This window comes from Sphingobium lactosutens (genome assembly GCF_013393185.1).
GTDB classification, from domain to species: domain Bacteria; phylum Pseudomonadota; class Alphaproteobacteria; order Sphingomonadales; family Sphingomonadaceae; genus Sphingobium; species Sphingobium lactosutens_A.
This window is the reverse complement of the sequence record NZ_QJQX01000037.1, coordinates 169,305-183,483: the sequence shown is the minus strand read 5'-3', so window position 1 is coordinate 183,483 and position 14,179 is coordinate 169,305. Positions and strand designations below refer to the sequence as shown.

The following is a 14,179-nucleotide window of genomic DNA, read 5'->3' as shown; positions in this document are numbered from 1 at the left end:
TTTCCTACTTTCCATAAGGCTGACATAGCTTCACCATGCCCACACCCCTCAATCACCGCCCGCTCGGCCTGACCGTCGCGATCGTGACGCTCGCGCTCGACCAGCTGGTCAAATATACCGTCACCTATCCGCTCGCGCTCAAGAGCCGGGCGGATGTGGGGATCGATATCCTGCCCATCTTCCGCCTGCGCTGGCTGGAAAATCGCGGCGTATCCATGGGCTTCTTCCACGCGGACACCAATGTCATGCGCTGGGCGCTGGTCGGCATGACGATGCTGATCGCGGGCTTCGTCGGCATATGGATGTGGCGCGAGCGCGCACGGCAGGATGTCGCGGCGCTTGGCCTCGTCCTGGGCGGTGCGATCGGCAATATCGTCGATCGCGTGCGGCTGGGTTATGTGGTCGATTATGCTGACCTGCATTTCGGCGAATGGCGGCCCTTTCTGATTTTCAACCTGGCGGACGCCGCCATCACCATCGGCGTGCTGATCCTGCTTGCGCGGGCGCTGCTGCTGCGCGACAAGAGCGCAAAGACGGAGACTTTGAAGTGAAGCGTAATCTGATCCTCGCCGCTGGCCTTGTCGTTACCCTGTCGGCGTGCGGCGGCGGTGGCGGCGGCCTGCTCAACCGCGGCCGTCCCGACGAATTCGCCGTCTCGCGTCAGGCCCCGCTGGTGATCCCGCCCGATTTCGCGCTGGTCCCGCCCGCGCCGGGCACCCCTGCCGCAGCCGCGGTCGATTCGCGCAGCGAAGCGATGCAGGCCATGTTCGGCGGTCCCGCGCCGCGCAGCGCCAGCGAAAGCGCCACGCTGAACGCCGCCGGCCGCGCCAATGCCGCCGCGGGCATCCGCTCCTCCGCGGGTGATCCCGACACGCAGGTCGTCGACAAGGGCGCCACCACGCGCGACATCATCGCCGCGCCCGAAGGCGACGGCCAGAACGCGCGCGCGTCCGTCCCGCAATAATGATCGCATAGGCGGGAAGGGGGTTAACCGTCCCCTTCCTCCACCATGGCCTTGAGCCGGGCGAGCGTGCCGTCCCATTGGGCGTTCACCTGGTCGAGCCAGCCGCGCGCGGCCTCTATGGCGTCGCGTCGCAGCGCATAATGAACCTCGCGCCCGCTCTTGCGGCGGTGAAGCAGTCCCGCGCCGTGCAGGACATCCAGATGCTTGGCGACCGCCTGCCGGCTCATCGGCAGCCCTTCGCCCAACTGCACGATCGACCGTTCGCTGCCGTCCGAGAGCCGCGTCACCAGCCCCAGCCGCGTCGGATCGCCCAGCGCCGCGAACAGGTGCGCCGGCTCACTGCTCGGCATAGCGCCTGATATTCTCCATCTGCTCGGCCCAACCGCCGTCATTGGAGCGCAGCACATTGCCTCGCCGTGGCTCGGGCACCTTGTCGAAGCCGCTTTCGGTCACGGTCAGCGTCGTGCCGGTCGCGCTCGGTTCCAGCAGGAACTCGACCAGCGTCCATTCCGGCACGCCATTTTTGATCGCTTCCTCGTCGCCGCCCGTAGCGGGCCATTCGAAGGCGAAGCGGGTCATTGGTTCGATGGCTACCGTGCGCGATTCCCAGGGAAAATGTTCATAGCCGGGATAGGTCATGCGGCCGGTCGTGGTCTGGCCGACGACGAACGGCCGGTCGAGCGCCACCATAAACCAGGCGCCGAACTTCTCATGGTCGACCAGCGCGTTCCAGACTTTGGCAACCGGGGCGGCGATCTCGACGGTCTTGATGATGGAATCGGTCATATAGGCAACCTCCTGGTTGCTTGATAGTCATTCTCCCCATTTAACGCAACCAAATAGTTGCATGAAAGGACCATATGATGGATCCATGCCTTGTGGTGATTACGGGCGGGCCGGGGTCAGGAAAAACGAGCTTGGTCGAAGGACTTGCGATGCAGGGAATTCGTACCATGCCCGAAGCAGGGCGAGCGATCATCCGCGCGCAGCATGCGATCGGGGGACCGGCGCTTCCTTCGCGTGATCCCATTGCGTTTGCCGAACAGATGCTGGGTTGGGAATTGCGGTCTTATGCAGAAGCGGCCGATCGTCCGGAACTGACGCTGTTCGATCGCGGCATTCCGGATATCATCGGGCATCTCAGGCTTTGCTCGCTTCCCGTTCCGGATCATGTGCTGACGGCCGCCAGATTGCATCGATATGCGCGACGCATCTTTCTCGCGCCTCACTGGCCGTCAATCTATCATGGCGACGACGAGCGAACCCAGTCCGAGGCGGAAGCCGCTGCAACCTGCGCGATCATGCGCCGGGTCTACGCTGAACTGGGCTATGAGGTCATAGACCTCCCATTTGTGCCGCTGTCGGAACGCATCGCCTTCGTCCGAAGCCAGCTTGGCCACTGATATCAGGCCCGCGCCTCCGCGCCGACGCTGTTGTGGCGCAACGCAGTCAGCACCGTTTCGACGATCGCGTCCGCATCCAGTCGCGCCTGCGCATATTGCTTCTCGGGCTTGTCCTGGTCCTGGAAGATGTCGGGCAGGCGCATGGTGCGCAGCTTCAGCCCATTATCGATCAGGCCAAGGTCGCTCGCCAGCGTCAGCACATGTGCGCCAAGGCCGCCGATCGCGCCTTCCTCGATCGTCACCGCGACTTCATGGGTGGTGAGCAGGCGGCGGATCATGGCCTCGTCCAGCGGCTTGGCGAAGCGCAGGTCGGCGACGGTGGTGCTGAGGCCCTTCGCCTCCAGCGCCTCGGCGGCCTTCAGCGCTTCCTCCAGTCTTGTGCCGAGCGACAGGATCGCGACCTGCCGTCCTTCGCGCACGATGCGCCCCTTGCCGATTTCCAGCGCTTCGGGAACGACCGGCATGTCGACGCCGATGCCGTTGCCGCGCGGATAACGCACCGCGATCGGGCCGCTGTCATGCACGGCGCAGGTATGAACCATATGCACCAGCTCCGCCTCGTCGGCGGCGGCCATCACCACGAAATTGGGCAGGCTGGCGAGATAGGTGACGTCGAAGCTGCCGGCATGGGTCGACCCGTCCGCCCCGACCAGCCCCGCGCGGTCGATGGCGAAGCGTACGGGCAGATTCTGGATCGCCACGTCATGGACGACTTGGTCATAGGCACGCTGGAGGAAGGTCGAATAGATGGCGCAGAAGGGGCGCATGCCCTGCGCCGCCAGCCCCGCCGCGAAGGTCACGGCATGTTGCTCGGCGATACCGACGTCGAAAATGCGGTCGGGAAAGGCCAGCTCGAACTTGTCGAGACCCGTGCCCGACGGCATCGCCGCCGTGATCGCGCAGACGGTGGGGTCGCGCTCCGCTTCGGCGATCAGCGCCTGGGCGAAGACGTTGGTGTAGCTGGGCGGCCCCGGCGGCGCCTTGGCCTGGGCGCCGGTGATGACGTCGAACTTCTGCACGCCATGATATTTGTCCGCCGCCGCCTCGGCCGGGGCGTAACCCTTGCCCTTCTGCGTCACGACATGGATCAGGCACGGTCCTTCCGCTGCGTCGCGGACATTTTCCAGCACCGGGATCAGATGGTCCAGATTATGGCCGTCGATCGGGCCGACATAATAGAAGCCCAGCTCCTCGAACAGGGTGCCGCCGGTCGCCATGCCGCGGGCGAACTCGTCGGTCTTCTTCGCCGCCTTGTGCAGCGGGCGGGGCAGCTTGCGGGCCAGCTTCTTGGCGAGGTCGCGCAGGCCCAGAAACTCGCGGCTGGATACCAGGCGCGCCAGATAGGCGGACAGGCCGCCCACCGGCGGCGCGATCGACATGTCATTGTCGTTCAGGATCACGATCAGGCGGTTGCCCGCCTCGCGGGCATTGTTCATCGCCTCATAGGCCATGCCCGCCGACATCGCGCCATCACCAATCACGGCAATGCCCTTGCCCGGCTTGTCCTGCATCTTGTTGGCGACGGCGAAGCCCAGCGCCGCACTGATCGAGGTCGAACTGTGCGCCGCGCCGAACGGGTCATATTCGGATTCGGCGCGCTTGGTGAAGCCGCTAAGGCCGCCGCCCTGGCGCAGCGTGCGGATGCGGTCGCGCCGGCCGGTCAGGATCTTGTGCGGATAGCATTGGTGGCCGACGTCCCACACCAGCTTGTCGCGCGGCGTGTCGAACACATAATGGATCGCGGTCGTCAGCTCGACGACGCCAAGGCCGGAACCGAGATGGCCGCCGGTGACGCCGACCGCCGCGATGGTTTCCGCGCGCAGCTCGTCGGCCAGCTGGCGGAGCTGATCCGGCTCCAGCTTGCGCAGGTCATCGGGGGTATGAACGGTATCGAGCAACGGCGTGGATGGATTGGACATGAAGAAGTGCCTACTCGTTTTCCTGCGCCAAGTCGAACCCTGACGATGGTTTTGGCCGCTCCAGCGCCTCGACAAGCCGGACCGCGCGGGCAAGGCGCGCGTCCCAGTCGCCGCCGACCGAAGCCCAGACAACGCCTGATTTTTCCAGCATGTTCCGGCTGATTGCCGCGAAGCGTGTGCGGACCGAATCGTCGCCGTAGATGCGCACGGCGTCGGGCACCCATGCGACATCCGGTTCCATGAGGAGGTAGAGATCGGCCTTGGGATAGGTCAGCAGTACATCGGGAACATGGCCGATCATCATCTCCGCCCAGGCGGCGGTCATCAGCGAATCGGTGTCGGCAAACAGGAAGCGGTGCGCGCCGGGCAGTACCGCCTCGATCATCGCCGCCTGCGTCCGGCCGATCGTCAGCAGATCCTCTTCGCCCATGTCGACGCCATGGGTTTCGGCATAAGTGCGGCCATATTCGGGCACCCAGATTGTGCCGAAATGCCGCGCAAGCCGCTCCGCCAGCACCGATTTTCCGGTGCTTTCGACACCGTGCAGGACCACGCGGAACGTCATGCCTTTGCGCCCGCCATGGTCCGGCGCCAGGCGACCAGCCCGTAGAGCGCGATCGCAAGGAAGACGGCATAGAGGACCGATGTGGCGATCAGCCCCCGGCTCCAGAACAGGCCGGTGGCAAGTGCGTCGACCGCGACCCACAGCAGCCAGCTTTCATATTTGCGCTGCGATTGTAGGATCTGCGCCGCAACGCTCATACCCGCCACGGTTGCATCGGCGAAGGGCGCGGCGGCGTCGGTGAAGTGGCCCATCATGCTGCCCCAGCCGAGGACGGCGACCGCCGTGCCCGCCAGCCAGAAGAGGCGGGCAGGGTTGCCCAGACGCTCCACTACGATGCCGCCATCATCCTGTTTTTCGCTGCGGACCCAGTTCCACCAGCCATAGATGTTGATGACGAAGAAGAAGATCTGGAGCAGCGCGTCGCTGTAGAGCTTCGCCTCGAAGAAGACGAAGAAATAGAGCGCCACCATCGCTAGGCCGAAGGGATAGTTCCACAGCGACCGGCGCGCGACCAACAGGATATTGACGAGGCCGAGCGCCGCCGCGACCCATTCCAGCATGTTCAACGCAGGCGTGCCGTCAGTGCGCGCTACAGGTGCCGCGCATCTCGATCACTGCGCGCTTGGGCTTGAAGCCGGCCTTTTCGGCGGCGGTGCGCAGGGCGCTGGTGATCGGATCGTCATCGATATGCGTCACCTGCCCGCATTCGTCGCAGACCAGGAAGATGCAGTCATGATGGCAGCCCGGATGCGCATTGGCGATATAGGCGTTGGCGCTTTCCACCCGCATGGCGATGTTGTTCGCCACGAACAGGTCAAGGATGCGATAGACGCTGTTGGGCGCGACGCGCTTGCCGCGCGCTTTCGACACATTGTCGGCGATATCATAGGCCGATGCCGGCTTTTCTTCCGCCGCCAGCGCATCGAAAATGGCCGCGCGCATCGGCGTCCACTGCTCGTTCTGCGCCTCCAGCGTCGCGCGGGCAGCGTCGGCCAGCTTGGTGCCGGTGGGTTCCTGATGGTGGTGATGCGCGTGGGCCATGGACTTTATCTAGGCGTGACGGCGGTTCCGGGCAAGATGGGGCGGATCAGCCGCGGGAGAAGCACCATGCGGCCCAGAGCCACCCCGCGATCATCAGCGTGCCGCCGATCGGCGTGACCGCGCCGAGCCAGCGCGGACCGCCCAGCGCCATGACATAGAGCGAAACGGCAAAGATCGCCGCGCCGATCAGCAGCAGCGCGGCGGCGCCGCGCGCCACGCCCAGGATCGCCACCGCCGCGACGGCGTGGATCAGCTGGTACAGGCCGCCGGTGCGCAGCCATTCGGCCGCCTTCGGGTCTGTGACGCCATGGGCTCCGAACGCGCCCGCGCCGATGGCGAGCGCGGCGGACAGGCAGGCCAGTATCGCGATCATATGTCTTCCTTTTCTCCCCGGCTCAGCAGCCGCATGGCCTTGCCCGGCCGATACATCAGATCCTTGGCCGCCAGCAGCGTGCCATGTTCGATCTGGAGCGCGAACCGCTGCTCGTCATTGGCGCGATACTGGCGCTCGACCTCCTCGACCTCCTCCTGCGGCACGCCCAGCGACTGCATCGCCTGCACGCCCATGCAGATGGCCGATTCATAGACTTCGCGGACCACGCCGGCCAAATCCATCTCCTGCAACGCCAGCACCTGTCGCCGGTCGAAGGCGCGGACCATCAGCGCCGCCTGCGGGAAGGCTTCGGCGATCGGCTCCAGCGCCCGGCTGTCGAGCGAGGGATCGTCGATGCAGAAGGCGATCAGCCGCGCCTCCTCCGCGCCCGACCGGCGGAGCAGGTCGATGCGCGTGCCGTCGCCATAATAGACCTTCATGTCGAAGCGGCTCGACACCTCGATCTGCGCCGGCTTCTTGTCGATCAGCGTGACACCGAAGCCATGGCCCATCAGCATCTGCGCCACCGTCTGACCGAAGCGGCCATAGCCCACGACGATGGCCGATCCGCGCGGCGCATCCTCGGGACCGGGCAGGCTGCCGTCATCCTTGGGCTTGGCGAACTCGAACCGGCGGGCGAACAGCATCAGGAACGGCGTCGTCGCCATGGAGAAGGTGACGATGGCGCTGAACAGGCTGGCGGCCTGCGGCGCGATCAGCAGCGCATTCTGCGCCTGCGCGAACAGGACGAAGCCGAATTCGCCGCCCTGGCTCAGCAGCAGTCCCGCGCCCAGCGCCTGTTGTCCGTTCATCCCGAACAGCCGGGCGAGGCCGGTGATGATCGCGGCCTTGGTTACGACCAGCATCGCCGCCATCGACAGCACGAATAGCGGATTGGCGGCAACGGCGCGCAGGTCCAGCACCATGCCGACCGCCAGGAAGAAGAGGCCGAGCAGGATGGAGCGGAACGGCTCCACGTCGGATTCGATCTCATGGCGATAGGGCGAATCGGCCAGCATCACGCCCGCGACGAAGGCGCCCAGCGCGGTCGACAGGTGCAGTGCATGCATCAGCGCGGCAGCGGCGAGGACGGTGAACAGGCCGACGACGACGAACAGTTCGCGCTCGCCCATCCGCCCGACCAGCGCCAGCAGCGGGCGCAGGATAAACCGGCCGGCCAGCACCAGCCCGGCGATGGCGGCGACGGTATAGCCCGCCATCATCCATCCCGGCGGGCCGCCCGCATCGGCGGGATTGCGCGATAGGGCGGCGACGATGGTGATGAGGGGAACGATCGACAGATCCTGGAACAGCAGGATCGAAAAGACCTTCTCGCCGAAGGGCGAATTGATGCGCCCGCTCGACTTGAGGCTCGGCAGCACCTGCGCCGTCGAGGAAAGGGCGAGGGGGAGGCCGAGCGCGATCGCCGCGCCCCAACTGAAGCCGGTCGAATAGAAGATCAGCGCCGTCAGCGCGCAGCCGCACAATATGACCTGCGCCGCGCCCAGCGCGAAAATGTCGCGCTTCAGTCGCCATAGCCGCGCGGGATGCAGTTCCAGCCCGACCAGGAAAAGCAGCAGGACGATGCCGATCTCCGCGATGGCGAGCTTCGATTCGCCGCCGCCGACCAGCCCAAGCCCCTGCGGCCCGACCAGCGCCCCCGCGACCAAATAACCCAGCACGGCGCCCAGGCCAAAGCGGCGGAACAGCATGACGAAGGCGACGGCCGCGCCCAGCAGGATCACGCCTTCGGACAGCAGCACGTCGGTCGCGCTCACGGCAGCATGCGGCTCCATCAGGCGTCCGCCATCCGCGCGGCTTCCGCGATCGCCTCGAAACCAAGGCGGATCGAGGCGTGGCGTGCGGGATAGCCGCGCGCCGGCGCCAGCACTGCCAAGCCCGGCCAGAAATCGAGATCGTCGCTTTCCCCGGCCAGATAGGCAGTCAGCCGGTCACGCGCGTCGGCCAGTTCCTCCGCCGTCAGGCCGATCGCATGGCATCCCATCAGCGCCGCCGATGCCTGCCCCAGCGCGCAGGCCTTCACGTCCAGCCCCATTTCCGCAAGCCGTCCATCGGCCATCCTGACGTCGGCGGTGACGCGCGATCCGCAGGTGGGGGAGCGCTTCTCGACGGTCGCCTGCGGGTCGGGCAGGCGCTGGTGATGCGGGATGCTGGCGGCGAGCCGCAATATGTCCTTGTTATACAGGGGGGCACTCATGCCGACCATGTAGGGCAGGAACATCGCGGGGTGAAGGCGGCACTTGGTCCCCGACCGAAATAACCGCCGAAATAAGCTGGCCTCATCGCGTCCGCCCGCCTATCGCCCGGCCCCATGAAGATTTTGGTCGATGCCGATGCCTGCCCCGTGAAGGAGGAGATCTACAAGGTCGCCTGGCGGCATGAAGTCCCCGTGACGATCGTCAGCAACAGCCCGATCCGCATTCCCGCCCATCCGCTACTCGATCGGGTGGTGGTCAGCGACGGTTTCGACGCTGCCGACGACTGGATCGCGGAGCGGGCGGACAAGGACAGCATCTGCATCACCGCCGACATATTGCTCGCCGACCGCTGCCTGAAGGCCGGCGCCGTGGTGATCGCGCCCAATGGCAAGCCCTTCACCACCAGCTCGATCGGCGCGGCAGTCGCGACACGGGCGATCATGGCCGATCTGCGCGCGGGCGCGGTGGGTGACGCGATCGGCGGACCGCCGCCTTTCTCCAAGGCGGATCGCTCACGCTTCCTGTCGTCGCTCGACGAGGCGCTGGTGCGCCTGAAGCGAGGCCGCTGATGACGGATTTCGACGCGATCATCCTCGGTGCTGGCGCGGCCGGCATGATGTGCGCCAGCGTCGCGGGGCAGCGGGGCAGGCGGGTGCTGCTCGTCGACCATGCCGATGCGCCGGGCAAGAAGATCCTGATTTCCGGCGGCGGGCGGTGCAATTTCACCAACATCCACACCGCGCCCGACCGGTATCTGTCGACCAATCCGCATTTCGCCAAGTCGGCGTTGGGCCGCTACACCGCACAGGATTTCCTCGCGCTGGTCGAGCGCTACGGCATTGCCTGGCATGAAAAGACGCTGGGCCAGCTTTTCTGCGACGGATCGGCGAAGCAGATCGTCGCCATGCTGGAAGAGGAATGCGCGAAGGGCGGCGTCACCATGGCGCTGGGCCATCCGGTCACGGACGTCTCCCATGGCGACGGCCTGTATCGCGTCCGGCTGGGCGACCGGGAGCATCGCGCGCCCGCGCTGGTGCTGGCGACCGGTGGCCCGTCCATCCCGAAAATGGGCGCGACCGGCTTCGCCTATGATGTCGCGCGGCAATTCGGCCTGTCGGTGGTGCAGCCCCGTCCGGCATTGGTGCCATTTACGCTGGGACCGGACGAACAGCTTTTCCAGTCCCTGTCGGGCGTGTCCACCGAAGTCGAGGTGCGCTGGAACAAGACCCGCTTTCGCGAGGCGGCGCTTTTCACCCATCGCGGCCTGTCCGGGCCTTCGATGCTCCAGATCAGCAGCTATTGGCAGCATCGCACCTCGATCAACGTGAATTTCCTGCCCGATCGCGCGGCCGACTGGCTGATCGAGGAGAAAAAGGCGCGTCCCCGCACCCAATTGCGCAAACTGTTGACGCAGGCCTTGCCCGAGCGCCTTGCCGACGCTTTGCTGGAGCGGATCGAGGCGCAGGGCGAACTGGGCAATCTGACCGACAAATTCCTGCGCGCGGCCGGCGCGCGCCTGTCCGACTGGCCCTTCACCCCATCGGGCACCGAAGGCTATGCCAAGGCCGAAGTGACCGTCGGCGGCATCGCCACCGCCGGCCTCTCGTCCCGCACCATGGAAGCCGCCAAAGTGCCGGGCCTGTATGCGATCGGCGAGGCGGTGGACGTCACCGGCTGGCTCGGAGGCTATAATTTCCAATGGGCCTGGGCCAGCGGCGTGGCCGCCGGACAGGCGCTGTAGATCAGGCTACCTGCGCGCGGGCGGCGGTGACGCTTGCCTGAAGATGTTTCTGGCGGAAGGGTTTGGACAGGCGCGCGATATGCGGCGCGATCAGATCTACCCCCTCATAGCCGGAGATGATCAGCACCGCGATGTCGGGATGATCGACGCGCAGCTGCAGCGCCAGCTCCACGCCGGTCATGCCGGGCATGATATGGTCGGTGATGACGATATCCGGGCGGTGTCCGGCCTCGATCATGCCCAGCGCCAGCTCGGCGCTTTCGATATCGACCACGTCGTAACCCATTTCGGTCAGCATCTCGCGCGTGCTGCTGCGGACCAGCGCATTGTCGTCGATCAGCAGCGCCTTGCCCTGATTGGCGCCGCTCGCCTCGCTGCCCGCGGCCGGGCTGGCGGGCGCGCGCTTCACCTTCTCCACCGGCAGCCAGAGCTGGATCTGCGTGCCCTTGCCGACTTCGCTGTCGATTTCCAGCGCGCCGCCCAACTGGCTGGCCAGGCCATGCGCCATCGACAGGCCAAGGCCCGTGCCATGGCCGACCGGCTTGGTCGTGAAGAAAGGCTCCATGGCAGACGCCTTGACCGCCGGCGTCATGCCGACACCGGTGTCGGCGATGGTCAGCCGCACATATTTGCCGGGCGCAAGCTGGGCGGGCCGGCGCCACTCATTCACCTCCGCCGTAATGGCCAGCGCGCCGCCCTCGGGCATGGCGTCGCGGCTGTTGATCGCCAGATTGAGGATCGCCAGTTCCAGCTGATGCGCGTCGGCATGCACGGCGGGCAGGGATATGGGGGCGTCCACCGACAACGTCACGCGCGGCCCCAGCGTGCTGGCGAGCAGAGCCTGCATCCCCGCAAGCAGATCGGGGAGGTCGACCGCCGTCGGCTGGAGCGGCTGGCGTCGGGCGAAGGTCAGCAGACGCTGCACCAGAGTTTGTGCGGTTTCGGCCGCCTGCATCGCGATCCCGGCGGTCCGGCCGGCTGCCGCCACCGATCCGTTGCCCGACAGGATCAGGTCCAGACTGCCGATGATCGGGGTCAGCAGATTGTTGAAATCATGCGCGACATGACCGGTCAGCTGGCCCAGCATTTCCATCTTCTGCAACTGGCGCAGCTTGTCCTGCGACTGTTCCAGTTCGCTGCTCTTTTCCCGAACGCGCTGATCGAGCTGGCCGTTCAGCGCCTCCAGCGATGCGAAGAGGCGGCTATTTTCGATCGCCGTCGATGCCGCGCGCGCCAACGCTTCCAGCAGGGCGATCTGATTGTCGGTCGGCACCTCCGCCTCGCACCAATAGGCGCCGACTGCCGCGATCGAATCGACCCGGCCGATCGGCACCATCAACATGCTGCGCACGAAGGTCTGGCGATAGGCTTCGACGGGGACGCGTTCATCATCGAACACGTCGGGAATGACCGCCGTCTGATGGTTCATCATCGCCCAGCCGGACACGCAATTCACCATCGGGAAGCGCTGCCCGGCCCAGAGCGGCTCCATCGCATCCTCGGCGATATAGTGGCACTGGTCGCCGTCCCGCATCACGATGGTGATGCCGTCCGCGCCCACGACCCGGCGCGCAAAGGCACGCAGCACGGCGGTGATCGCGTCGATCGACCGCGCGCCCGCCAGCGCTTCCATCGTCTCCGCCGCCATGCTCCAGCGCGCCGCCAGAGCCTTCTGCTCGGAGTTCAAATCGCCGTTTCTTCCCCCACCCATCGCGTGACCTCAGAATTGGACATCGTTTCTCTATAGCATCGAAGTATAGCCGTAAGGAAATGGGGGATCGTCAACACTTTGTCGCATGACGTGCAAGTCATATGTCCAATATGGCATCGATATCGGGCTTAACCATCTTAGTCCTTGAAGCGATTAGGGTCCGCTGTCCTCGCCCTCCGGCTGGGTCGGTGCAATGCGGGGCGGCGGCGTGCCCTGCGGCGGCAGCGGCAGGGGCTGATCGGACGGAATCCGCAGCTGGTTGCCGCCGATATTGACCGTCATTCCGTCCTGATCGACGCCCACGCCGACATTGCCGATTCCCGTTTCGACCGTGACATTGGCGATGGCGTTGACCAGATCGGGATCCTGTTCTTCCTCGGGTACCTTTTCGACCGGCTCGTTGATCGCGCCGCTCATGAAATTGCGCCAGATGCGCGCGGGCACGCCACCGCCGGCCGCGCCGCCGGGCAGGGGGGCATTGTCGTCATTGCCGATCCATACCGCCGTCACGAGGCCACCGGCATAGCCGACGAAGATGGCGTCACGGCTGTCCTGCGTCGTGCCGGTCTTGCCGAACGTGCTGGTGCGCAGCGCGGCGGCGCTGCCGGTGCCGCGATTGGCGGCAGAGGACAGCAGGTCGCGGATCATTTCCAGCTGATCGTCGCTGAAATGGCGCTGGCGCTGCATCAGCTTCTCGAACCAGCCCTGTTCCTCGGGCGGCAGGCCATGGGCGACGACCGGATAGGCGCCCGCGGCAACCGACGCATAGGCTTCCGCCAGTTCGACCAGCGGAATTTCCGATGTACCGAGCGCGAGGCTCAGATCCTCGGTCAGTGGCGCGGTGACGCCCAGGTCGCGCGCGACCTTGATGACATTGTCGACACCCACCTTCTGGGTCAGGCGCACAGCGGCGACATTGCTCGACGCGGCGAAGGCCTGGCGCAGGGTTATGCGGCCGCGATATTTCCCGCCATGATTGGCCGGACGGTACGTGCCGGCCGTGATCGGCGTGTCTTCGATCATGTCGTCGGGCGTCATCCCCGCGCGGAAGGCGGCGAGGTAGACGAACAGCTTGAAGGTCGATCCCGGCTGGCGCTTCGCCTGCACCGCGCGGTTGAAGCTGCTCTTCTCGTAATTTTTCCCGCCGACCATGGCGACGACGCTGCCATCGGGTTTCATCGCCACCAGCGCCGCCTGCGCATTGCCCAGCGGCGCGCGGCGAATCGCCGCTTCGGCCAGTCGCTGGATGCGCCAGTCGAGCGTCGTCGGCACTTCCTGCTCGCCATAGACCGCGCCCGCCCGGTCGCGCGCATGGGGCAGCACCCAGTCGGCAAAATAGGTGCCGCTGGTCGGATCGGGATCGTCATGGACGTTGAGGCGCGCGGGCGGCAGGGCGTTGCGCTCCGCCTGGGTAATATAGCCCGCTTCGACCATCGCCTGCGTCACCAGCGCGGCGCGCGTGCGTGCGCCCTTCAAATTGCTGGTAGGCGCCAGCCGCGAGGGCGCTTTGAGCAACCCCGCCAGCATCGCCGCCTGCGGGATGGTCAGCCGTTCGGGCGACCGGTTGAAATAATGGCGCGCGGCGGCGCGCAGGCCATACACATTGTCGCCGAAATAGACGTTGGAGAGATATCTCTCCATGATCTGGTCCTTGGTCAGCCAGGCTTCCAGCCAGATCGCGATCAGCGCCTCGCGCGCCTTGCGGCCGAAGGTGCGGTCGGCGGACAGGAACACGCCCTTGGCCAGCTGCTGGGTGATGGTGCTGCCGCCCTGCGACGACCCGTCCGACCAGAGATTATGCCACATGGCGCGCGCGACGCCACGCGGGTCGACGCCCCAATGGCTCTGGAAACGCCGATCCTCGATCGCCATGAAGGCCTGCGGCACATGGGCGGGCAGTTCCGCCATCGTCACCGGCTTGTCGATCACCGCGCCACGCCGGGCGATCAGATGGCCATCCGCCGACATCAGGCTGATTGCGGGCGGCGCGATCGGCTTCAACGACCGCGACAAAGGCGCCGTGACCGCCAGCCAGGCGATCAGCAGCATCAGTACGGCCAGGCCGGCGGCGACGACCCAGCCGAAAATCTGGAAGCGGCGACGCCAGGGCGTGGGCGGCGCGAAGGCGCTGGGCGGTCCCGCGCCGAATTCACGCTGCGGCACCGCTTCGGGAGCGTGGGGAGGGACGGACTCGTGCATCGGTTCGGTCATGCTGTATTGTTCACATCATACAGTCAAGCATG

General features: G+C 66.0%; 16 protein-coding genes. 5 read left to right on the top strand and 11 right to left on the bottom strand.

Annotated features, from left to right (window positions below; all coding sequences use genetic code 11):
* Positions 1-35 precede the first annotated feature (35 nt).
* Both lspA and DM806_RS08505 read left to right on the top strand, forming a co-directional pair.
* Positions 36-551 (top strand): signal peptidase II, encoded by a 516-nt coding sequence (gene lspA, locus DM806_RS08510; protein ID WP_179042799.1) that lies wholly within the window; start codon positions 36-38, stop codon positions 549-551.
* Positions 548-964: a DUF3035 domain-containing protein gene (locus tag DM806_RS08505; protein WP_179042624.1), complete on the top strand. Its 417-nt coding sequence runs from the start codon at positions 548-550 to the stop codon at positions 962-964. Before lspA ends, DM806_RS08505 begins: the two co-directional genes overlap by 4 nt.
* A gap of 23 nt (positions 965-987) precedes the next feature.
* On the opposite strand, the gene DM806_RS08500 is transcribed toward DM806_RS08505, so the two are convergent.
* Both DM806_RS08500 and DM806_RS08495 read right to left on the bottom strand, forming a co-directional pair.
* Positions 988-1,314, bottom strand: a complete 327-nt coding sequence (locus DM806_RS08500; RefSeq protein ID WP_179042798.1) for an ArsR/SmtB family transcription factor — start codon at positions 1,312-1,314, stop codon at positions 988-990.
* Entirely contained in the window at positions 1,301-1,750 is a 450-nt protein-coding gene (locus DM806_RS08495) for an SRPBCC family protein (RefSeq protein WP_179042797.1), read from the bottom strand. Before DM806_RS08495 ends, DM806_RS08500 begins: the two co-directional genes overlap by 14 nt.
* A 74-nt stretch (positions 1,751-1,824) precedes the next feature.
* Here DM806_RS08495 and DM806_RS08490 point away from each other — a divergent pair, with 74 nt between their 5' ends.
* Positions 1,825-2,367, top strand: coding sequence for an AAA family ATPase (locus tag DM806_RS08490; protein ID WP_218647407.1), 543 nt, complete (start codon positions 1,825-1,827; stop codon positions 2,365-2,367).
* A gap of 2 nt (positions 2,368-2,369) precedes the next feature.
* Here DM806_RS08490 and dxs read toward each other — a convergent pair whose 3' ends face one another.
* From dxs to DM806_RS08455, 7 genes are read right to left on the bottom strand one after another with little or no spacing between them, the layout of a single operon-like run.
* Positions 2,370-4,286 carry a 1-deoxy-D-xylulose-5-phosphate synthase gene (dxs, locus tag DM806_RS08485; RefSeq protein WP_179042795.1) on the bottom strand — a complete coding sequence of 639 codons (1,917 nt, stop codon included), beginning with the start codon at positions 4,284-4,286 and terminating at the stop codon, positions 2,370-2,372.
* A 10-nt stretch (positions 4,287-4,296) separates the two neighbouring features.
* Positions 4,297-4,851 carry an AAA family ATPase gene (locus tag DM806_RS08480; protein ID WP_179042794.1) on the bottom strand — a complete coding sequence of 185 codons (555 nt, stop codon included), beginning with the start codon at positions 4,849-4,851 and terminating at the stop codon, positions 4,297-4,299.
* A complete protein-coding gene (gene pnuC, locus DM806_RS08475) occupies positions 4,848-5,417 on the bottom strand; it encodes a nicotinamide riboside transporter PnuC (RefSeq protein ID WP_179042793.1) in 570 nt (189 codons plus the stop codon). The genes DM806_RS08480 and pnuC overlap by 4 nt, the downstream gene beginning before the upstream one ends.
* 13 nt (positions 5,418-5,430) lie before the next feature.
* Positions 5,431-5,892, bottom strand: coding sequence for a Fur family transcriptional regulator (locus DM806_RS08470; protein ID WP_179042792.1), 462 nt, complete (start codon positions 5,890-5,892; stop codon positions 5,431-5,433).
* 46 nt (positions 5,893-5,938) lie between these two features.
* Entirely contained in the window at positions 5,939-6,265 is a 327-nt protein-coding gene (locus DM806_RS08465; RefSeq protein ID WP_179042791.1) for a DUF423 domain-containing protein, read from the bottom strand.
* The gene (locus DM806_RS08460; RefSeq protein ID WP_179042790.1) at positions 6,262-8,061 is read right to left on the bottom strand and encodes a cation:proton antiporter domain-containing protein; all 1,800 of its coding nucleotides are present in this window, start codon (positions 8,059-8,061) and stop codon (positions 6,262-6,264) included. The genes DM806_RS08465 and DM806_RS08460 overlap by 4 nt, the downstream gene beginning before the upstream one ends.
* The gene (locus DM806_RS08455; protein ID WP_179042789.1) at positions 8,061-8,483 is read right to left on the bottom strand and encodes an iron-sulfur cluster assembly scaffold protein; all 423 of its coding nucleotides are present in this window, start codon (positions 8,481-8,483) and stop codon (positions 8,061-8,063) included. The genes DM806_RS08460 and DM806_RS08455 overlap by 1 nt, the downstream gene beginning before the upstream one ends.
* Positions 8,484-8,597: 114 nt before the next feature.
* On the opposite strand from DM806_RS08455, the gene DM806_RS08450 reads away from it, so the two are divergent.
* Positions 8,598-9,053, top strand: coding sequence for a YaiI/YqxD family protein (locus DM806_RS08450; protein WP_179042788.1), 456 nt, complete (start codon positions 8,598-8,600; stop codon positions 9,051-9,053).
* Positions 9,053-10,225 carry an NAD(P)/FAD-dependent oxidoreductase gene (locus DM806_RS08445; protein WP_179042787.1) on the top strand — a complete coding sequence of 391 codons (1,173 nt, stop codon included), beginning with the start codon at positions 9,053-9,055 and terminating at the stop codon, positions 10,223-10,225. The genes DM806_RS08450 and DM806_RS08445 overlap by 1 nt, the downstream gene beginning before the upstream one ends.
* A gap of 1 nt (position 10,226) precedes the next feature.
* Here DM806_RS08445 and DM806_RS08440 read toward each other — a convergent pair whose 3' ends face one another.
* Both DM806_RS08440 and DM806_RS08435 read right to left on the bottom strand, forming a co-directional pair.
* Complete coding sequence (locus DM806_RS08440; RefSeq protein ID WP_372859405.1) at positions 10,227-11,873, bottom strand: ATP-binding protein; 1,647 nt, start codon at positions 11,871-11,873, stop codon at positions 10,227-10,229.
* 216 nt (positions 11,874-12,089) lie between these two features.
* Positions 12,090-14,147 (bottom strand): transglycosylase domain-containing protein, encoded by a 2,058-nt coding sequence (locus tag DM806_RS08435; protein ID WP_179042785.1) that lies wholly within the window; start codon positions 14,145-14,147, stop codon positions 12,090-12,092.
* Between the last annotated feature and the right edge of the window lie 32 nt (positions 14,148-14,179).